The organism is Curtobacterium sp. AC273 (genome assembly GCF_979253735.1).
Genome location: NZ_CEEDDU010000005.1, coordinates 155,106 through 172,092 on the forward strand (window position 1 = coordinate 155,106; position 16,987 = coordinate 172,092).

The 16,987-nt window shown below is 70.2% G+C and carries 17 protein-coding genes, 1 tRNA gene and 3 pseudogenes; 17 read left to right on the forward strand and 4 right to left on the reverse strand.

Annotated elements, in window-relative coordinates; genetic code table 11:
• The first annotated feature begins 120 nt into the window (after nucleotides 1-120).
• The 8 genes from ACZ8AI_RS07835 to ACZ8AI_RS07870 all read left to right on the forward strand — a co-directional run bounded on the left by ACZ8AI_RS07835 (nucleotide 121) and on the right by ACZ8AI_RS07870 (nucleotide 5,428).
• Nucleotides 121-1,092 carry a carbohydrate ABC transporter permease gene (locus tag ACZ8AI_RS07835; protein ID WP_254785899.1) on the forward strand — a complete coding sequence of 324 codons (972 nt, stop codon included), beginning with the start codon at nucleotides 121-123 and terminating at the stop codon, nucleotides 1,090-1,092.
• 16 nt (nucleotides 1,093-1,108) lie between these two features.
• Entirely contained in the window at nucleotides 1,109-2,050 is a 942-nt protein-coding gene (locus ACZ8AI_RS07840) for a carbohydrate ABC transporter permease (RefSeq protein WP_071290818.1), read from the forward strand.
• 23 nt (nucleotides 2,051-2,073) lie between these two features.
• Complete coding sequence (locus tag ACZ8AI_RS07845) at nucleotides 2,074-2,205, forward strand: hypothetical protein (RefSeq protein ID WP_464857805.1); 132 nt, start codon at nucleotides 2,074-2,076, stop codon at nucleotides 2,203-2,205.
• Nucleotides 2,202-3,452: an ABC transporter substrate-binding protein gene (locus ACZ8AI_RS07850; protein WP_464857807.1), complete on the forward strand. Its 1,251-nt coding sequence runs from the start codon at nucleotides 2,202-2,204 to the stop codon at nucleotides 3,450-3,452. The genes ACZ8AI_RS07845 and ACZ8AI_RS07850 overlap by 4 nt, the downstream gene beginning before the upstream one ends.
• Before the next feature lie 93 nt (nucleotides 3,453-3,545).
• On the forward strand, nucleotides 3,546-4,016 hold the full coding sequence (locus tag ACZ8AI_RS07855; RefSeq protein ID WP_071290819.1) for a BLUF domain-containing protein: 471 nt from the start codon (nucleotides 3,546-3,548) through the stop codon (nucleotides 4,014-4,016).
• A gap of 89 nt (nucleotides 4,017-4,105) precedes the next feature.
• Nucleotides 4,106-4,717 (forward strand): ScbR family autoregulator-binding transcription factor, encoded by a 612-nt coding sequence (locus tag ACZ8AI_RS07860; RefSeq protein WP_464857810.1) that lies wholly within the window; start codon nucleotides 4,106-4,108, stop codon nucleotides 4,715-4,717.
• A 4-nt stretch (nucleotides 4,718-4,721) separates the two neighbouring features.
• Nucleotides 4,722-4,982: a hypothetical protein gene (locus tag ACZ8AI_RS07865; protein WP_464857812.1), complete on the forward strand. Its 261-nt coding sequence runs from the start codon at nucleotides 4,722-4,724 to the stop codon at nucleotides 4,980-4,982.
• Entirely contained in the window at nucleotides 4,979-5,428 is a 450-nt protein-coding gene (locus ACZ8AI_RS07870) for a luciferase domain-containing protein (protein WP_464857814.1), read from the forward strand. Before ACZ8AI_RS07865 ends, ACZ8AI_RS07870 begins: the two co-directional genes overlap by 4 nt.
• 39 nt (nucleotides 5,429-5,467) lie before the next feature.
• Here the strand turns inward: ACZ8AI_RS07870 and ACZ8AI_RS07875 are convergent, their stop codons facing one another.
• Nucleotides 5,468-5,896 (reverse strand): BLUF domain-containing protein, encoded by a 429-nt coding sequence (locus tag ACZ8AI_RS07875; RefSeq protein WP_083402567.1) that lies wholly within the window; start codon nucleotides 5,894-5,896, stop codon nucleotides 5,468-5,470.
• A 113-nt stretch (nucleotides 5,897-6,009) separates the two neighbouring features.
• Between ACZ8AI_RS07875 and ACZ8AI_RS07880 the strand changes: the two genes are divergently transcribed.
• The gene (locus tag ACZ8AI_RS07880) at nucleotides 6,010-6,771 is read left to right on the forward strand and encodes a DUF3800 domain-containing protein (protein ID WP_464857817.1); all 762 of its coding nucleotides are present in this window, start codon (nucleotides 6,010-6,012) and stop codon (nucleotides 6,769-6,771) included.
• A 68-nt stretch (nucleotides 6,772-6,839) separates the two neighbouring features.
• Here ACZ8AI_RS07880 and ACZ8AI_RS07885 read toward each other — a convergent pair whose 3' ends face one another.
• Nucleotides 6,840-8,033, reverse strand: coding sequence for an MFS transporter (locus ACZ8AI_RS07885; RefSeq protein ID WP_464857819.1), 1,194 nt, complete (start codon nucleotides 8,031-8,033; stop codon nucleotides 6,840-6,842).
• Nucleotides 8,034-8,090: 57 nt separating this feature from the next.
• On the opposite strand from ACZ8AI_RS07885, the gene ACZ8AI_RS07890 reads away from it, so the two are divergent.
• The 3 genes and pseudogenes from ACZ8AI_RS07890 to ACZ8AI_RS07900 all read left to right on the forward strand — a co-directional run bounded on the left by ACZ8AI_RS07890 (nucleotide 8,091) and on the right by ACZ8AI_RS07900 (nucleotide 10,129).
• Nucleotides 8,091-8,813 (forward strand): histidine phosphatase family protein, encoded by a 723-nt coding sequence (locus ACZ8AI_RS07890; protein WP_464857821.1) that lies wholly within the window; start codon nucleotides 8,091-8,093, stop codon nucleotides 8,811-8,813.
• 34 nt (nucleotides 8,814-8,847) lie between these two features.
• Nucleotides 8,848-9,375, forward strand: a complete 528-nt coding sequence (locus ACZ8AI_RS07895; protein WP_071290829.1) for a DUF3090 domain-containing protein — start codon at nucleotides 8,848-8,850, stop codon at nucleotides 9,373-9,375.
• A pseudogene (locus tag ACZ8AI_RS07900) lies at nucleotides 9,372-10,129 on the forward strand (SCO1664 family protein). Before ACZ8AI_RS07895 ends, ACZ8AI_RS07900 begins: the two are co-directional and overlap by 4 nt.
• Before the next feature lie 369 nt (nucleotides 10,130-10,498).
• Here the strand turns inward: ACZ8AI_RS07900 and ACZ8AI_RS07905 are convergent.
• Together ACZ8AI_RS07905 and ACZ8AI_RS07910 are read right to left on the reverse strand one after the other, a co-directional pair.
• Nucleotides 10,499-12,507: pseudogene (locus ACZ8AI_RS07905) on the reverse strand (vWA domain-containing protein).
• Nucleotides 12,500-13,896 (reverse strand): annotated as a pseudogene (locus ACZ8AI_RS07910) (MoxR family ATPase). Before ACZ8AI_RS07910 ends, ACZ8AI_RS07905 begins: the two co-directional pseudogenes overlap by 8 nt.
• A 426-nt stretch (nucleotides 13,897-14,322) precedes the next feature.
• Between ACZ8AI_RS07910 and ACZ8AI_RS07915 the strand changes: the two are divergent.
• The 5 genes from ACZ8AI_RS07915 (at nucleotide 14,323) to ACZ8AI_RS07935 (ending at nucleotide 16,938) form a co-directional block, all read left to right on the forward strand.
• The gene (locus ACZ8AI_RS07915; RefSeq protein ID WP_464857824.1) at nucleotides 14,323-14,529 is read left to right on the forward strand and encodes a hypothetical protein; all 207 of its coding nucleotides are present in this window, start codon (nucleotides 14,323-14,325) and stop codon (nucleotides 14,527-14,529) included.
• The gene (locus tag ACZ8AI_RS07920; RefSeq protein WP_464857826.1) at nucleotides 14,526-15,437 is read left to right on the forward strand and encodes an MFS transporter; all 912 of its coding nucleotides are present in this window, start codon (nucleotides 14,526-14,528) and stop codon (nucleotides 15,435-15,437) included. The genes ACZ8AI_RS07915 and ACZ8AI_RS07920 overlap by 4 nt, the downstream gene beginning before the upstream one ends.
• Nucleotides 15,434-15,595, forward strand: coding sequence for a hypothetical protein (locus tag ACZ8AI_RS07925; RefSeq protein ID WP_464857828.1), 162 nt, complete (start codon nucleotides 15,434-15,436; stop codon nucleotides 15,593-15,595). Before ACZ8AI_RS07920 ends, ACZ8AI_RS07925 begins: the two co-directional genes overlap by 4 nt.
• Before the next feature lie 149 nt (nucleotides 15,596-15,744).
• Nucleotides 15,745-16,695 (forward strand): GntR family transcriptional regulator, encoded by a 951-nt coding sequence (locus ACZ8AI_RS07930; protein ID WP_464857830.1) that lies wholly within the window; start codon nucleotides 15,745-15,747, stop codon nucleotides 16,693-16,695.
• 154 nt (nucleotides 16,696-16,849) lie between these two features.
• Nucleotides 16,850-16,938, forward strand: a tRNA-Ser gene (locus ACZ8AI_RS07935).
• Nucleotides 16,939-16,987: the final 49 nt, after the last annotated feature.

Below are 16,987 nucleotides of genomic sequence, written 5' to 3' on the forward strand. Positions count from 1 at the left end.
TACTCGTGACAACCCCTGGATACCGGGGGAGAACAAACCCTTGCCACCAGGTGTCCCCACGTGTAGATTCCCGGCTCACGGACTGCCGCTTGTCAGTCCACCGCAGACGAAGGAGTCGCGATGGCCACCGAGAGCCCCGTGTCGTCACCCCTGACGACCGCCCGCCCACGGAGGGATCGGTCCGCCGAGCTCGCCCGTGCACGGACGTCCTCCCCACGACGCCGACCCAGGAACGACCTGTGGCTCGCACTGGTCTTCATCGCCCCGGCGGCGATCGGGTTCGCGGTCTTCCTGGCGTGGCCGACCGTCCGGGGGATCTACCTCAGCTTCACCTCGTACAACCTGCTCACCCCGCCCGAGTTCACCGGTCTGCAGAACTACGTGCGGCTCGTGCAGGACTCGATCTTCTGGCACTCGATGGTCGTCACCGTCGAGTACGTCCTCATCAACATCGTCATCCAGACGGTGGTCGCGCTGTTCATCGCCGTGATGATGCACCGTCTGACGAAGTCGACCTTCGTGCGCGGCATCGTCCTCGCGCCCTACCTGGTGTCGAACGTCGTCGCGGCGCTCGTCTGGCTGTGGATCCTCGACACGCAGCTCGGCATCGGCAACGAGATGCTCGCCGCCCTCGGCCTCGACCGCATCCCGTTCCTGCAGAGCGACGTCTGGGGCATCCCCTCGATCGCGCTCATCAACGTCTGGCGACACGTCGGCTACACGGCGCTCCTCATCTTCGCCGGGCTGCAGTCCCTGCCCGAGACCGTCTACGAAGCCGGACGCATCGACGGTGCGAGCGAGTGGAAGATGTTCTGGCGGATCACCGTGCCGCTCCTCCGCCCGATCCTGTCGCTCGTGCTCATCATCACCGTGATCGGGTCCTTCCAGGTGTTCGACACCGTCGCCGTCACCACGCAGGGCGGTCCCGCGAACGCCACGAACGTCGTGCAGAACTACATCTACAACCTGGCCTTCGGCCGGTTCCAGTTCGGCTACGCCTCCGCGGTGTCGGTCGCGCTCCTCGTCGTCCTCAGCATCATCACGATCATCCAGTACCGCCTCACCCGCTCGGGTGAGTCGGACCTGGACTGAACGGAGCGTTCCGATCATGACCACCACCCTCACCCGCTCCGTCACCACGAAGCGTCAGCCCCGGCCCGGGGCCGCCCACCGCCGTCGTCCCTCGGTCGGCCGCGTCCTCGCCTGGATCGCGATGATCGCCGTCATCGTCATCACCCTGTTCCCCTTCTACTGGATCCTCCGCACCGCACTGTCCTCGAACGGCGCCATCAACTCCGACCCCACCTCGCTGCTGCCGGTCGGCTTCAGCCTGGGCGGGTTCGAGCGGGTGTTCGGGCTGCAGTCCACGAAGGAGGCCCTCGAGCAGGGCGGCTCCGGAGCAGCGCTGAACTTCTGGCGCTACCTCGGCAACTCCGTCGTCGTCTCGACCCTGGTCACCGTCGGCCAGGTGTTCTTCTCCGCCGCGGCCGCCTACGCCTTCGCACGGCTGCGCTGGCCCGGTCGCGACAAGGTCTTCGCGGTGTTCCTCGCCGGGCTGATGGTCCCCGCGATCTTCACGCTGCTGCCGAACTTCGCGCTGATCAAGCAGCTCGGCCTCGTCGACAACCTGCTCGGCATCGCCCTGCCGACGATGTTCATGACCCCGTTCGCGGTGTTCTTCCTCCGGCAGTTCTTCCTCGGCATCTCGAAGGAGGTCGAGGAGGCCGCACTCATCGACGGCGCCGGGAAGATCCGGGTGTTCTTCCGCCTGGTCATCCCGATGGCCGCGGCACCGATCGCGACCCTCGCCGTGCTGACGTACATCACCAGCTGGAACGACTACTTCTGGCCGCTCATGGTCTCGTACACCGACAGCTCGCGCGTGCTGACGGTCGCGCTCGGCGTCTTCAAGTCGCAGACCCCGCAGTCCGGCACCGACTGGGCGGGCCTGATGGCCGCGACCCTGGTGGCGGCGCTCCCGATGATCGTGCTGTTCGGCCTCTTCGCCAAGCGCATCGTCAACTCCATCGGTTTCTCCGGGATCAAGTGACCCGGGTCGGACAGGACGACACCATGACGAACGAACTCTCCCGCCGTGCACTCTTCGCCGGCGGTGCCTCCGCCCTCGCCCTCGGTGCGCTCGCCGCGTGCTCCTCGCCGAGCCGGGGACCGGCACGGCGTCGCGGAGCGGTGCCACGACCGTGAGCTACTGGCTGTGGGACTCCAACCAGTTGCCCGCGTACCAGGCGGTCGCCGAGGCGTTCCACCAGGAGCACCCCGACATCACCGTGAAGATCACGCAGCTCGGGTGGAACGACTACTGGACGAAGCTCACCGCCGGGTTCATCGCCGGCACCGCGCCCGACGTCTTCACCGACCACTTGACGAAGTTCCCGCAGTACTCCGACCTCGACGTCCTGTACAAGCTCGACGAGCTCGAGGCCACCAAGGGCATCCGCGACGACGACTACCAGTCCGGGCTCGCCGCGCTCTGGAAGGGCAAGGACGGCCACCGGTACGGGTCACCGAAGGACTGGGACACCATCGCGATGTTCTACGACAAGAAGTCGATGGCGAAGGCCGGGGTCTCCGACGCGGAACTCGCCGCGCTCGAGTGGAACCCGGACGACGGCGGGTCGTTCGAACGGATGCTCGCGCACCTGACCGTCGACGGCAAGGGTCGCCGCGGGGACGAGCCCGGCTTCGACAAGCACGACGTCGCGGTCTACGGCATCTCGTCGAACGGCTCCGGCGGCGACGGGTTCGGGCAGACGCAGTGGTCGCCCTTCACCGGGTCGACCGACTGGTTCTACACGAACGAGAACCCGTGGGGCGACAAGTTCCGCTACGACGAGAAGGTCGTGCAGGACACCCTCGCCTGGTACTACGGACTCGCCGAGAAGGGCTACATGGCGAAGTACGGGGTGTTCTCCACCACCACAGGTCCGGAGGTGCAGCTCGGTGCCGGCAAGTGCGCGCTGTCGTTCAACGGCTCGTGGATGATCGGCTCGTACCTGAACATGAAGGACCTCGACATCGCCCTCGCGCCGACGCCGGTCGGGCCGATCGGCCACCGCGCCTCCATGTTCAACGGGCTCGGCGACTCGATCACGAAGCAGGCGAAGAACCCCGAGGCAGCCGCCAAGTGGGTCGCGTTCCTCGGCAGCGACACCGCGCAGGAGATCGTCGGCAAGGCCGGCATCGTGTTCCCGGCACGTCCCGCCGGCACCGAGGCCGCCGTCGCCTCGTTCCGGGAGCGCGGGCTCGACGTCTCCGCGTTCACCCGGCAGGTGGAGGAGCAGACCACCTTCCTGTTCCCGGTGACGAAGAACCCGGCCGACGTGCAGGCGTTGCTGCAGCCCGCGTTCGACGACGTCTACGCGAACGGCAAGTCGATCCGGACGCTCACCGGGATCAACGAGGAGGTCAACAACCTGCTCGCGCTCACCTGACGAGCGCCGCGGATCGTCCGCACACCGCGAGCACCGGTGCGGTGTGCGGACGACGCGTTGATCGGCGTCGGGGCTCGGCCCAGACTGGCGGGGATGACCTCCCTCGAATCACTCGTGTACATGTCCGTCGCCGTGGACGACCTGACCGACGACCAGCTGGTCGACATGCTGCGCGAGGCGCGGCTCCGCAACGAGGCGCTCGGCGTCTCCGGCCTGCTCCTCGCCAAGGGCGGCCGCTTCATGCAGGTCCTCGAGGGGCCCGCGTGGAGCGTCGAGGACCGCTTCGCCGCCATCGAACGCGACCCGCGCCACCGCGAGGTCAAGTCGCTCTCGCGCGAACCGATCGACGCTCGCCGCTTCGACGGCTGGGCGATGGCCTTCGGCAACCCGTCGGACGCCGAGGTCCGCGAGGAACCCGGCTTCAGCACGTTCCTGACGGAGCGCTCCGGTCTGCCGACCGGCCTGGCAGGAACGCCCGCCGACTGGCTCCTCCGCTGGTTCCGCGGCCGCGACCTGCTGGACGTCCCGCAGGAGCGCGTCAGCCTGGCCCGGCACGCCGCCTGACCCCGTCCGTCGCGTCGCCGACGCGACCACCCTCGGACTGGAGGCGCGGTGCGGCCCGCACCGCGCCTCCCGTCAGTGAGACTGGAACCGTGGAACGACGTGCGCTGATCCTGGTGGCCGCGGCCGAGGAGTTCGACCGCGCCGGGTACGCCGCCGCGACCGTCGCGGGCATCGCCCGCACCGCGGGCGTCTCGCAGGGCGCCCTGCACTTCCACTTCCCGACCAAGCTCGCGATGGCGCTCGCCGTCATCGACGAGCAGAACGCCCGCACGTTCGACGTCGTGAGCCACGCCGACACCTCGCCGACGGCAGCGCTCATCGCCGCGTCGAAGGGCATCGCCGACCTGCTCCGCACCGACCCGATCGTGCGCGCCGGCATCCGGCTGTCACTCGAGCGCGGCGAGTTCGCGGCGGCGACCGTCAGCTTCTACGAACAGTGGATCGCCGGCATCGTCGACGTGTTCCGGCTCGCCGTCGCCAGCGGCGAGCTCCGGACGGAACTGACCGCCGAGCAGCTCGGCGCGACGCTCGTGCCGTACTTCACGGGGGTGCAGCTCGTGTCCGACGTCCGGACCGGTCGAGCCGACCTGCACCAGCGCGTCGGGACCATGTGGCACGTCGTGCTCGCGGCGACCGCCGATCCACGGCACCGTGAGCGCCTGCTCGGGGTCGCGGACGAGGCGTTCGCCCCGGCAGACTGAGGACATGAGCCTCCCCGACGGTGCGCGGAGCACAGCCCGCGTGCTGACCACGGTCGCCACGGTCCTCGTCACCGTCGGCTTCGTCGCCGTCTCGGTCGCGTTGTGGTCCCTGTTCGTCACGGTGGACGACGGCGGCGGAGCGAACATCGGCGGCGGGATCCTCGCGCTCTTCGGACTCGCGGTGGGCGGCCTCGGCCTGGTGCTGCTCGTCGTGAGCGGTGTCGTCGCCGTGACCCGGCGCATCCGCGGCAGACTGTCGACATGACGAAGCCTCGTGCAGGAACGGTGCCCACGACCTCGGTGGAGGGGCCGCACCGTCAGGTCGACCAGCTCGCACCGCCCGAGATGTGGGGGCGACTCGTGGCCGCGGTGTTCGCGCTGCCCGATGTCGTCGAGGGGCACAGCCAGGTCTCACCGGCGAGCTCGCGTGCGGTCTTCACCACCGACCGCGAGGTCGAGTCGGCGCCGGAACGCTCCCTCGCGCCGGGGCGTCGGCTCGAACCCGTCCACCTGCACGGCGTGGACGACACGAGCGTGCACCTCGTGCTGCCGCCGGAGCGGGGCCGGGAGCTGATGGCGTCGGGCTGGGCGGAGCCGCACGGCTACGCCGACTTCGGGACCGAGTTCATGGTGTACGGGCCGCGCGACGAGGACGAGCTCGCCGTGGTGGTCGGGATCGTCGAGGAGAGCCTGGCGTTCGGGCGCGGCTGAGCTCACGCTCGCCTGCGTTCGGGCTCCGGCGTGCCGGGTTCAGACGTCGCGGAGTTCGCGGTCGCGGAACCACTTGAGGAGCCACGCCGCGGTCGTGCGGTCGAACGACCGCGGGAAGTCCACGGTGTCGGACAGGAACGGGCTGAAGCCCTCCTCGGCCGCGACGTCCGCATCGTCGAGCGAGCGGTACGCCATCGACCAGCCGTCGAACCGGCGGCGCTCGATGTCCTCGCGGATGAGTGACTTCACCTCGCCGTGGCGGCGGTCCTTCGCGATCACCTGGAACCGGTCGTCGACGCTGAACGCGGGACCCTCGAGCAGCTGCATGAAGCGGCCGTCCTTGGCCAGCAGGATGCCCGAGACGCCGAGCGCCTCGTTCCGGAGCCGTGCTTCGCGCAGCAGCTCGGCGAGCGCGGCGTCGTCGAAGGGGACGACCGCGCGGCTCATGTAGACGATGGAGACGAGCACGGGTTCATCCTGGTGGACGGGGCACGGTCGCGCGAATCATGTCCGCGATCCGCCTTTGCATCCGACATGTGGACAAGTCCGATTCCGGGGGCCGACGTTCGTACACTCGCCGCGTGCCCGATCCGCTCTCCCGACTCATCTACGTGGATGACTCCGGTCATCAGTCGTCAGGCTTGTGCGTGTACGGCTGGGTGCACTTCGCACCGGACCGATGGGCGGCGGTCCTCGGTCGTTGGCTCGACGTACGGAGGCTCCTGCAGCAGGAGTACGGCATCGACGTCGACTCGGAACTGCACTCGACCGACCTCGTGAACGGGCGCGGAAGAGTCTCGAAGCGCGTTCCGCTCCGATACCACCATGGCGGCGGGGTCTACTGGAAGGACTTCGGGCAGGACGTCGCAAGGCTGTTGCTCGGAGAGATCGGTTCGCTCGAGGGGCTGACGTTGGGGGCCGTCTTCCAGCGATTCGCGCCGCATCCGGACCAGGAGACGAAAGCGTCTGTCTACCGGAAGCTCGTCGGCCGCTGGGAGGAGCAACTGGCGGCCGAAAGTGGGCTCGCGCTCGTGTTCGTCGACGGGAACGGCACCGATCACAGTTACCGAACGGCGCATCGAGCCCTCGAGCTCCGCGACCGGCGAGTCATCGAGGACCCGGTGATGACCGACTCGGCACAGTCGCAGTTCGTGCAGATCGCAGACCTCGTCGCGTGGAGCGCGTACACGTCGGTCGAGCGACCGTCGCGGCACGAGTTCGCATGGGGCTGGTACGACCGCTACCTGTCCGTCCGTGATCCGAACCGCGCGCCGCTCGACCTCGCCGATCAGTCGCAGTTCGTCGGCACAGGGCAGCGCCAGAGAAACAGCGAGACCCCCTGATCCGCGGTACCGCGGGGGGGTCTGCACTCGCAATACTGCCATACCAGCGTCCGCGCGGCAACCGGTCGTCAGGTGCCCACCGTCGTGCGCGCGGTCTCCGTGTGGGCCCGACCGCGGGTGGCCGGCGCCGCCAGCAGCGCGACGACGAGCAGCGCGGCGGGCACGAGCATCGCGGTCTGCAGGCCGAGGTGCTCGCCGAGGAAGCCGAGCGCGGGCGGCCCGGCCAGGAACGCGATGTAGCCCGCGGTCGCCACGACGGACACCCGCCGGTCGCCGTCGGTGGGGTGGTCGCCGGCGGCCGAGATCGCGAGCGGGAAGCCCAGGGCGATCCCGAGACCCCACACGCCGGCGGCGGCCGCGGTGAGCCACGGGCTGGGCGACACGACGACGAGCAGCACTCCGACGACCCCGACGATCGCGCACACCCTGATGACGGGGGCCCGACCGAACCGGGCCACGAGCGGCGACCCTGCCGAGCGTCCGACGAACATCGCGAGGGCGAACCCGGTGAAGACCAGGGAGCCGGTGACCTCCGGGGCGTCGTGGTCGGTCGTCATGAGGAGGGGGAGCCAGTCGCTCGCCGCCCCCTCGGCGAAGGCCATCGCCAGGGTGATCACCGCGATGAGCAGGACCTGCACCGTGATGACGGCGCGGAGCCGGGGCGTGGCGGCGGCGACGTCGGACGGCTCGGCGGGGGTCGTGCGGGGGAGCGGGCGGAGGTTGGTCGCCGCGAAGGTCGCGAGCCCGGCCATCACCACCGTCGCGATGAGCAGGTGCACGAGGACGGGTGTCCGGACCGCGGTGAGGGCGATGCCCACGACTCCGCCGATCACGGTGCCGAGGCTGAAGCAGGCGTGCAGCATCGGCACCACCGGGCGGGAGAGCTGTCGCTCGACCGCTGCGGCCTCGACGTTGAGGCCGATTTCGGCGACGCCGGACCCGAAGCCGATCAGGAACAGGCCCGCCCACACGCCGACGGGTGACTGCGCGGGCGTGAGCAGCGCGACCAGCAGCATCCCGGTGACCGGCAGCGCTCCACCGAGGACGATGAGCGGCCGGGTGCCGAGCCGCCGCACGAGGGTGCCGGCGCCGAGGATCCCGATCATCGACCCGATCGACAGCCCGAGCAGGACGAAGCCCATCGCCTCGATCGACGCGCCGAGTTCGTCACGGACCGCGGGTGTGCGGGTGATCCACGACGCGATCCCGAACCCGGTCATCGTCGACGTGGCGAAGAGTGCCGCGCGGTGGCGCCCGATCATGGGTCCATCAGAACGTTTCAACGAGGCGACGTCAAGGGTGCGCCTAGGATCGGGCACATGGCGACCGTCCTCCTCGTCCGGCACGGACGCACCACCGCGAACGCGACCGGGGTGCTCGCCGGCCGGACGGCCGGGGTGGCGCTCGACGCCGTCGGCCGGCAACAGGCCGCGCGCACCGCGGACCGGATCGCCGCCGTGCCGCTGGCCGCGGTGGTGTCGAGTCCGCTCGAGCGGTGCCGGCAGACGTCCCGGGCACTGCTCGAACGACAGGCCGGTTCCCCGGAGACGCGGATCGAACGGGCGATCACCGAGTGCGACTTCGGCGACTGGCAGGGCCGCAAGCTCGCCGACCTGGCGAAGGAGCCGCTCTGGCGCACGGTCCAGGCGAACCCGAGTGCCGTCGTCTTCCCGGGCGGTGAGTCGATGCAGGGCATGCAGTCCCGCGCGGTCGCCGCGATCCGCCGCATCGACGCCGAGGTCGAGGCGGCGCACGGCCCCGGTGCCGTCTGGGTCGCCGTGAGCCACGGTGACGTCATCAAGTCCGTCCTCGCCGACGCGCTCGGCATGCACCTCGACCTGTTCCAGCGCATCGCCGTCGGCCCCGCCTCGGTGTCCATCGTGCGCTACGGCGAGCACCGTCCCGAGGTCGTCGCGTCGAACACCGAATCGGGCGACCTCGCCTGGCTGGCCGCCGCCCCGGCACCGACCGGTGACGCCGCGGTCGGGGGCGGAGCGGGCCACGACGACGCACCCGCAGAGCCAGGCCCTGCCAGACCCTGAACGAGTGTCGCCGGGCGCTCCTACAATGCGGGGTATGCCCACCATCGTGCACGGCTTCGACTGGCCGGACCGTCTCGTCGTCGGGACCGTCGGCCTTCCGGGCGAGCGCTCCTTCTACATCCAGGCCCGTGACGGCCGCCGCGTCACGAGCGTGGCGCTCGAGAAGGAGCAGTCGTCCGTCCTCGCGGACAAGATCGACGAGCTCCTCGACGAGGTCGCCACGGTCGAGGACAACCGCTTCAGCGTCCCGCCGTCCGCTCCGACCGAACTCCGCGACGGTGCTCCGCTCGACCAGCCGGTCGAGCCCGAGTTCCGCGCCGGCGCCCTCAGCCTCGGCTTCGACCCCGCGACCGCGCAGGTCGTGATCGAGGCGTACCCGATCGACGACGAGATCGAGATCGTCACCGAGACCGACGACGACGGTGAGGAGATCGAGGCCGTGGTCGAGATCCCCGAGCCCGCCGAGCTGTTCCAGGTGAAGATCCCGGTCGGCACGGCGCGTGCGTTCGTCGAGCGCACGCGGCAGATCGTCGCCGCCGGCCGTCCACCCGGGGACGCATGAGCGACGGATCGCTGTCCATCCGGGCGCGCATCCGAGAAGCCTCGAACGCCACGTTCCTCGCCGACCTCGACGGCGAATCGGTCGTGTACAAGCCGATCGAGGGCGAGCGACCGCTGTGGGACTTCCCCGACGGCACCCTCGCCGGCCGCGAGGTCGCCGCGTACCTGGTGTCCGAGGCGTTCGGCTGGGGCGTCGTCCCGCCCACGTGGATGGGCGACGGGCCGTTCGGGCGCGGCATGGTCCAGCGCTGGCAGGACATCGACCCCGAGCAGGACGCCGTCGACCTGGTCCCCACCGAGGACGCCGAAGCCGACGGCACCCCGTGGCTCCCGGTGCTCGAGGCCATCGACGAGCAGGACCGCCCCGTCACCCTCGTGCACGAGGACACGACCGCGCTCCGCCGGATGGCCGTGTTCGACGTCGTCGTGAACAACGCCGACCGCAAGGGGGGCCACGTGCTCGCGATGCCGGACGGCCATCGCTTCGGCGTCGATCACGGGCTGGCCTTCCACGTCGAGCACAAGCTCCGCACGGTGCTCTGGGGGTGGATCGGGGAACCCCTCGACGCCGACGAGCTCGAGGGCATCGACCGCGTCACCGAGGCGCTGCACGGCGACCTCGGCGCAGCCCTCGACGAACACCTGACCGTCGCCGAGGTGGACACCCTCCGGCGCGCTGCGCCGCACTGCGGGCCGTCGGGGTCTTCCCGCCGCCGCCGGGGAACGGGCCGGCCGTGCCCTGGCCGCTCTTCTAGCAGGCCGTCGTGCAGGTGCCCGTCGAACCGAGATCGGGTCGGCAGGCACCGTCGGGTCCGAGCCCGCCGACCCGTACCGCGCCCCGGCTGCAGGGACGCGGAACCCGCGGTGATCCGGTCGGAGTGCGCCGTTGCCCTCCGGGACCCCCGCAGGGGGTCGACCGGCCGAGGACGGATCAGGTGCACTCGGCCGGTCGGCTCCGACGCGCCGACGAGGTCGGTGCGCGTGGATCGGTGACGGCGGCCGGGGTCTCGGGCAGCTGTGGCGTCAGCATACGACGGTCGCGGCAGGAGCAACAGACCCAGCTGGATGACGGACGGGAGGCGCGGTGCCGGCTGGCACCGCGCCTCCCGTCCGCCGTTCCCGCGTCAGACCGCCCAGTCGTCACCGAACAGGCTGCCGCGCCGTGCACCCAGGTACGAGCCGACGACGGCGACCCCGAGGTCGTCGTTCTCCGGTGCGACCACCGTGCCGTCCACCCGCTTCGCCATCGAGTCGATGAAGCGGGCCAACCCGGGGTCGTCGCCGAGCCGGAAGAAGGTCGTCTGCGCGCCGAGGCGTCCGGCGTTCTCGAGCTCCCGGACGGACAATGCGATCGTGATCGGGTCCGGCGGGTAGCCGAACCAGACCTGCCCGTTCGGCTCGAGGTGGGACGTCGGCTCACCGTCGGTGACGATGAGGAGCACGGGCTGCGCCGTCGGGTGCTTCCGGAAGTGGCGGTTGGCGAGCAGCAGCGCGTGGTGCAGGTTCGTGCCCTTGTCCCACATCGCGTCGAGTCCGACGAGCTGTTCGATGTCCATCACCTCGGCCTCGCGGCCGAAGGCGATGAGCTGCAGGTCGTCACCGCGGAACCGCGTCGACACGAGCGTGTGGAGCGCCAGGGCGGTGCGCTTCATCGGCACCCACCGGTCCTCCATCGCCATCGAGAACGACGTGTCGACGAGGAGCGCCACGCACGCCTGGGTCCGCGCCTCGGTCTCCTGCACCTCGACGTCGTCGATCTCGAGCCGGACACCCGGGCCGATCCGACCGGACGCCGCGGTCCGCGTCAGCGCGTTCGTGATCGAGCGGGTGACGTCCCACGGCTCGGTGTCGCCGTACTGCCACTGCCGGGTCGACCCCGACGGCTCCCCGGCCGCACCGGACCGGCGGAGGTCGCGAGCGCCCTGCCTGCCGGACATCCGCTCGGCGACGTCGCGGAGCAGGCTCTTGCCGAGCTGCCGCATCGCCTTCGGGGTGAGCCGGAGCTGCCCGTCCGCACCGCGCCGCATCGCCCCGGAGTTCCGCAGGGCCTTCTCGAGCTGCTGCAGGGTCTTCGCGTCGACCGCGGCCTCGTTGCCGAGCTGCCGGGCGAGGGCGTCCAGGTCGAGGTCGTCGAGATCGGATCCCGGTCCGGACTGTGCGATCTGGTCGGCCAGGGCGTCGAGGTCGGCGATGTCCTGGAACACCCCGGTGCCGTCGCCGAGTCCGAGCCCCTGTTCGCCGTCCATCCGTTCGGAGCCGCCCCAGTCCGCACCGGGGCGGAGCGACCGGAGGTTCCCGTCGAGCTGCGCGAGCTGGCCCATCAGGTCCGGTGACCCGAAGGCCTGTTCGGCGAGTGCGTCGAGTTCGTCCCGCTGCTCCTGGGTCATCGAGTTCCGCATCCGCTGGGCGGCGGCGGCCTGTTCGGCGAGGTCGTCGAGGAGTTCCTCGACGTTCTGCGGGTTCGACGGGAAGTACTGCCCGTGCTCGGCCATGAACTCGTCGAACTGCTCGGGGGTGTCCTCGCCACGAGCGTGCGACTCGAGCAGGGCGTTCAGGTCGCGCATCATGTCGGCCACGGCCTGCCGGTCCTGGTCCGTCGCACCCTCGAGCGCCTGCTTCATGCCGGCGAAGCGCTGGTCGAGCATCTCGCGGCCGAGCAGGTCCTTGATCTCCTCGTACTTCTGCCGCGCGGTCGGGCTCTTCCAGTCGTAACCGCTGAGCTCCTGCACGGCGGACGCGGGCGAGGGGGAGAGGCTGTCGAGCTGCATCTCGGCGAGGGCGCGGTCGCCGTCGTCGATGTCCGTGTCGCGGGCGAGCTGGCCGCGTTCGGCGAGCACGGCCTCGTCGAGCAGCTGCTTGACCTGCTGCAGCGTGCCGTCGAGGTTGTTCTTGCTCGTCAGCTCACGGCGTCGTTCGGCCACGCGACGAGCCAGGTCGTCCAGCCCGCGCTGGTCCCGACCGCCGCGCCGGAGGAACTCGCGGATCGCGCGCTCGGGCGAGGTCCCGCCCATGACGTCCTCGCCGATGGCGTCGAGCGCCTCGGCGAGGTCGACCGGGGAGCCAACGGATCCGGGCCGTCCTCGTACTTTCCGTACCGGGCGTCGCGGGACAGGCGCCGGTTCTGCCTAGCCATAGACGGCTTCGCCCCCGCCGGACTCCTTGCTGATGCGGCGCGCCAGGTAGAGCCCCTCGAGCGCGAGCTCGATCGCACCAGCCCGCTCGCCGTCGTTCGTGGCGCCGAGTCGATCGCACACCTGGTCGTACAGGTCGGACTCGCCGATCGACGGCAGCCCCTCGAGGAACGCACGGGCGCTGACCTGCTCGCCCGTGGTCACCATCGTGCCGCCGTCGAGCGCCTCGACGAGGACGGCGAAGTCGAGTCCCGTGAACCGGGAGCGCACGGTCTCCGCCGTGGCCGTCCGGAGCAGGTGCTCGAGGACCTCGTCGGCGCGGTCCTCTTCGCCGTTCTCGAACTCGATCTTGCCGCCGAGCACGTCGACCGCCGTCTCGAGGTCGATCGGACGCGCGACCGCGTGGTCCTCGCCCTGTCGGGCCGCACGGTGCACGGCGGCCGCGGAGACCGTCTCGGCGCCGGCGATCGAGAAGCGGGCGCTGACGCCGCTGCGCTGGTCGACCGCGCTCGACGCGCGGAGCGCCCGGGTGAACCGGGCGAGGATCTCGATGAGGGCGTCCGGCACGTCGGCGGTCAGCTGGGCCTCCTGCCGGATGACGGCGATCTCGTCCTCGAGTTCGATCGGGTAGTGGGTGCGGATCTCGGCACCGAAGCGGTCCTTCAGCGGCGTGATGATCCGGCCGCGGTTCGTGTAGTCCTCCGGGTTGGCGCTGGCGACGACGAGCACGTCGAGCGGCAGGCGCAGGACGTACCCGCGGATCTGGACGTCGCGCTCCTCCATCACGTTGAGCATCGCGACCTGGATGCGCTCGGCGAGGTCGGGGAGCTCGTTGATCGCGACGATGCCACGGTGGCCGCGGGGGACGAGTCCGAAGTGGATCGTCTCCGGGTCACCCAGGCTGCGGCCCTCGGCGACCTTCATCGGGTCGACGTCGCCGATCAGGTCCGCCACGCTCGTGTCCGGCGTCGCGAGCTTCTCGACGTAGCGGTCGTCGCGGTGCCGCCACTCGACGGGCATCGCGTCCCCGAGGTCCTCGGCGCGACGGATGCTGCGGTGGTGATCGGTTCGAAGGGGTGCTCGCCGAGCTCGGACCCCCCCCCCCCCCCGGCGATGACGGGCGTCCACTCGTCGAGCAGGCCCTGCAGGGTGCGGAGCAGACGGGTCTTGCCCTGCCCGCGTTCACCGAGCAGGACGACGTCGTGGCCGGCGATGAGGGCTCGTTCCAGCTGGGGGACGACGGTGGTGGCGAAACCGTGGAGGCCGGGCCACGGGTCGCGGCCCTCGCGGAGGGCACTGAGCAGGTTGTCGCGGATCTCGGCGCGGACCGTCTTCTGGACGTGACCAGAGGTGCGGAGCTCGCCGACCGTTCGGATGGAGGGTCGGGTCACCCGTCCGACGTTACGCCCGTGCCGTGGACGCGACCAGGTGCTGGCCTGGAGGCGCGTGGCGGGTCCGCCCCGCGCCTCCGGGCCGGCCGGCGCTGCCCGGCCCGCTTGTGGGTTTACATAGCAGTTGCAATGATTGTGGTTTCCGGCGTCCGGAGCCGGGTTTGATAGGGGGATTCGGCTCCGCGCCGGATCGTTCGTACCGAATGTGAACCAGCGTGGGGATCTCGGCGTACGGTCCCCTTTCGTGAGCAGCACGAACGGGGCGATCAAGAGCCTGGTCCCCGCCAGGATGGCAGACTGCCGTGGACCCGGTTTCACTGGAGTGTCGTCGTCGGACTCGGGGTCTCCTGGATCCTCGACGGTCTGGAGATCCAGATCGTCTCCAACGCCGGGTTCCAAGCCGACCTGAACCTGTCGACGCAGCAGGTGACGTCCCTCGGGACCATCTACCTGGTCGGCCAGGTCGTCGGCGCACTGGTGTTCGGGCGCATGTCCGACCGGTTGGGACGACGGGAAGCTCTTCATCCTCACGCTGGCGATCTACCTGATCGGCTCCGGCATCGCGGGACTGGCGCAGGACTTCTGGTTCCTCGCGGCGTTCCGGTTCGTCGCCGGCCTCGGCATCGGTGGTGAGTACGCGGCGATCAACTCCGCGATCGACGAGCTCATCCTCGAAGTACCGCGGCCACGTCGACATCGCGATCAACGGCACGTACTGGGGTGGTGCCGCGCTCGATGCCTTCGCGAACATCTACCTGCTCGACACCGCGTACTTCGCCGAGAACATCGGCTGGCGCATCGGCTTCTTCCTCGGCCCGGTGCTCGGCATCGCGATCATCTTCCTGCGACGCCACATCCCCGAGAGTCCGCGGTGGCTGATGACCCACGGGCGCGAGGAGGAGGCCGGCGCGACCGTGACGCAGATCGAGGAGTCCGTCGAGAAGTCGACCGGGCACCGCCTGCCGGACGTGGACCAGTCGAAGGCGTTGACGGTCACGCCGATGGACCGCGTCGGGTTCCTGACGATCGCGAAGGTGCTCCTCAGGCAGTACCCGACCCGCACCCTGGTCGGCGCCACGATGATGATCACGCAGGCCTTCCTCTACAACGCGATCTTCTTCACCTACGCGCTCGTGCTCACGAACTTCTTCGGCCTGAAGACCGCGCAGACGTCGATCTACTTCTTCCCCTTCGCGGTCGGCAACCTGCTCGGACCGATCATCCTCGGGCGGTTCTTCGACACGTGGGGTCGTCGCCAGATGATCTTCCTGACGTACCTGGTGTCCGGGCTCGTCCTGGCGGCGTCGGCGTTCCTGTTCCGCGCAGACGCCATCAGCGCCACCGTGCAGGTCGCCTTCTGGTGCGTCTCGTTCTTCTTCGCCTCGGCGGGAGCGTCGAGCGCGTACCTCACCGTCAGCGAGATCTTCCCGCTCGAGCTGCGGTCGCAGGCCATCTCGTACTTCTTCGCCCTCGCGCAGATCTTCGGTGCGGTCGCGCCGGCGATCTACGGGGCGTTCATCGAGGACAGGGTCGTCCCGTGAACCACTTCTTCTGGGGGTACTTGCTGGGCTCGGCGGTGATGATCGCCGGCGGGGTCGTGGCGTTGATCTTCGGGGTGGACTCCGCCCGGAAGGGACTCGAGGACATCACGCAACCGCTGTCGGTGTTGACGGGGGAGTCCGACTCGGCGCGGAAGTAGTATTCCGTATACGGAGTGTTTAGCGGGCGTGATCCGGAGCTGCCACCGTCATCGCATGGCGCTCCTCCACACCACGACGACAGTCCGCACGGTCCACGATCCGACCCCGACCGAACCCGGCGGCGTGGACCGTGCGTGATCCTGGCGAGATGGATCGATCGACGAACCGTCCAGGGCGCGGCGGGGACGGCCCGAACGGCATCCGCCGCAGCCTGCTGCGCGACGCCGTCTTCGCGCGCTTGCTCGACCACGTGCTCCGCGGGGTCTACCGACGGGGGCAGCGCATCCGGCTCGACGACATCGCCGGCGGCATGGGCGTCTCGCGAACTCCCGTGCGAGAAGCACTCGTGCCGCTCGAGACGCTCCGCCTCGTGACCGTGCAGCGCTACGTCGGCGTCGTCATCACGGGTTGGACGGTCGAGCACATGACCGAGCGGATCCGGATCGCCCGGACGATGTTCACAGCCCCTCCGTCGGGTCGGACTGCACCAGGGACCGGTTCGACGCGGGGTGGTTGCGGGAGTGCTCGACCGAGGGTGGGGCCTTCGTCGAGGTCGGCTCGTGGTGGCTCCGCCGGCACGGCGCCGCCGTCAGTGCCGACTGGTTGCTGTCCCAGCGCGCCGTGCTCGACGCCTTCTACAAGGACGACGTCGCGCTGGCGAACGGGATCGACGCCGTCGTTGCGCGGCGCGATCGCCTGGATCGTCGAGCGTGCGGCCCGCGCGGCCGAGGCCGAGGCGCTCGGGGACTGCGCCGATGCCCTCGTGGAGCTCGCCACGGCGCTCATCGCCCTGCCCGATCGGTTCCGGGCGGCCGCCTGGGCGCTCGCCGCGGGGTTGCGGGTGCCGCGCCCCGTGGTCCCTGTCGCGAAAGCGACGCCGGACGCCGAACATCCGCGTGCAACTGTCGCTTCGCGGGCAGCGCCGGCGTGGGTCGGCCGGTGTGCCCGGAGGCGGCCGAGAACGAGGGGCGCGGTGGTGGACCGCGCCCTGGCCGTTCCCGGCCGGGCGCCGCACGATCGGGCGCGTCGCGCGTCAGCTGCAGGGAACGACGTCGGTGCTGTGTCGCGACTACGGAGGCGCGAGCCCCGGGGAATGTGATCGCCGCGTCCCGACGATGCTATTGACCGGGGTACGTGCCGACAACCCCGCACGTCCCCACTTCGGGGGACCGGTGGTGACGCGGCCGACCGGAGCCGGGTCGAGACCGGTCTCGTCCTCCTGTATGGTGGTGTGAGCACTCGCGAGAGTGCATGGAGACGTCGCATAGTCCGGCCGAGTGCACCACCCTGCTAAGGTGGAGTCCCTTTGAGGGGACCGAGGGTTCAAATCCCTCCGTCTCCGCACAAGCCAAGAACTGGCAGCGCGCCAGAGAGGCGCGGCGCGAAACCCC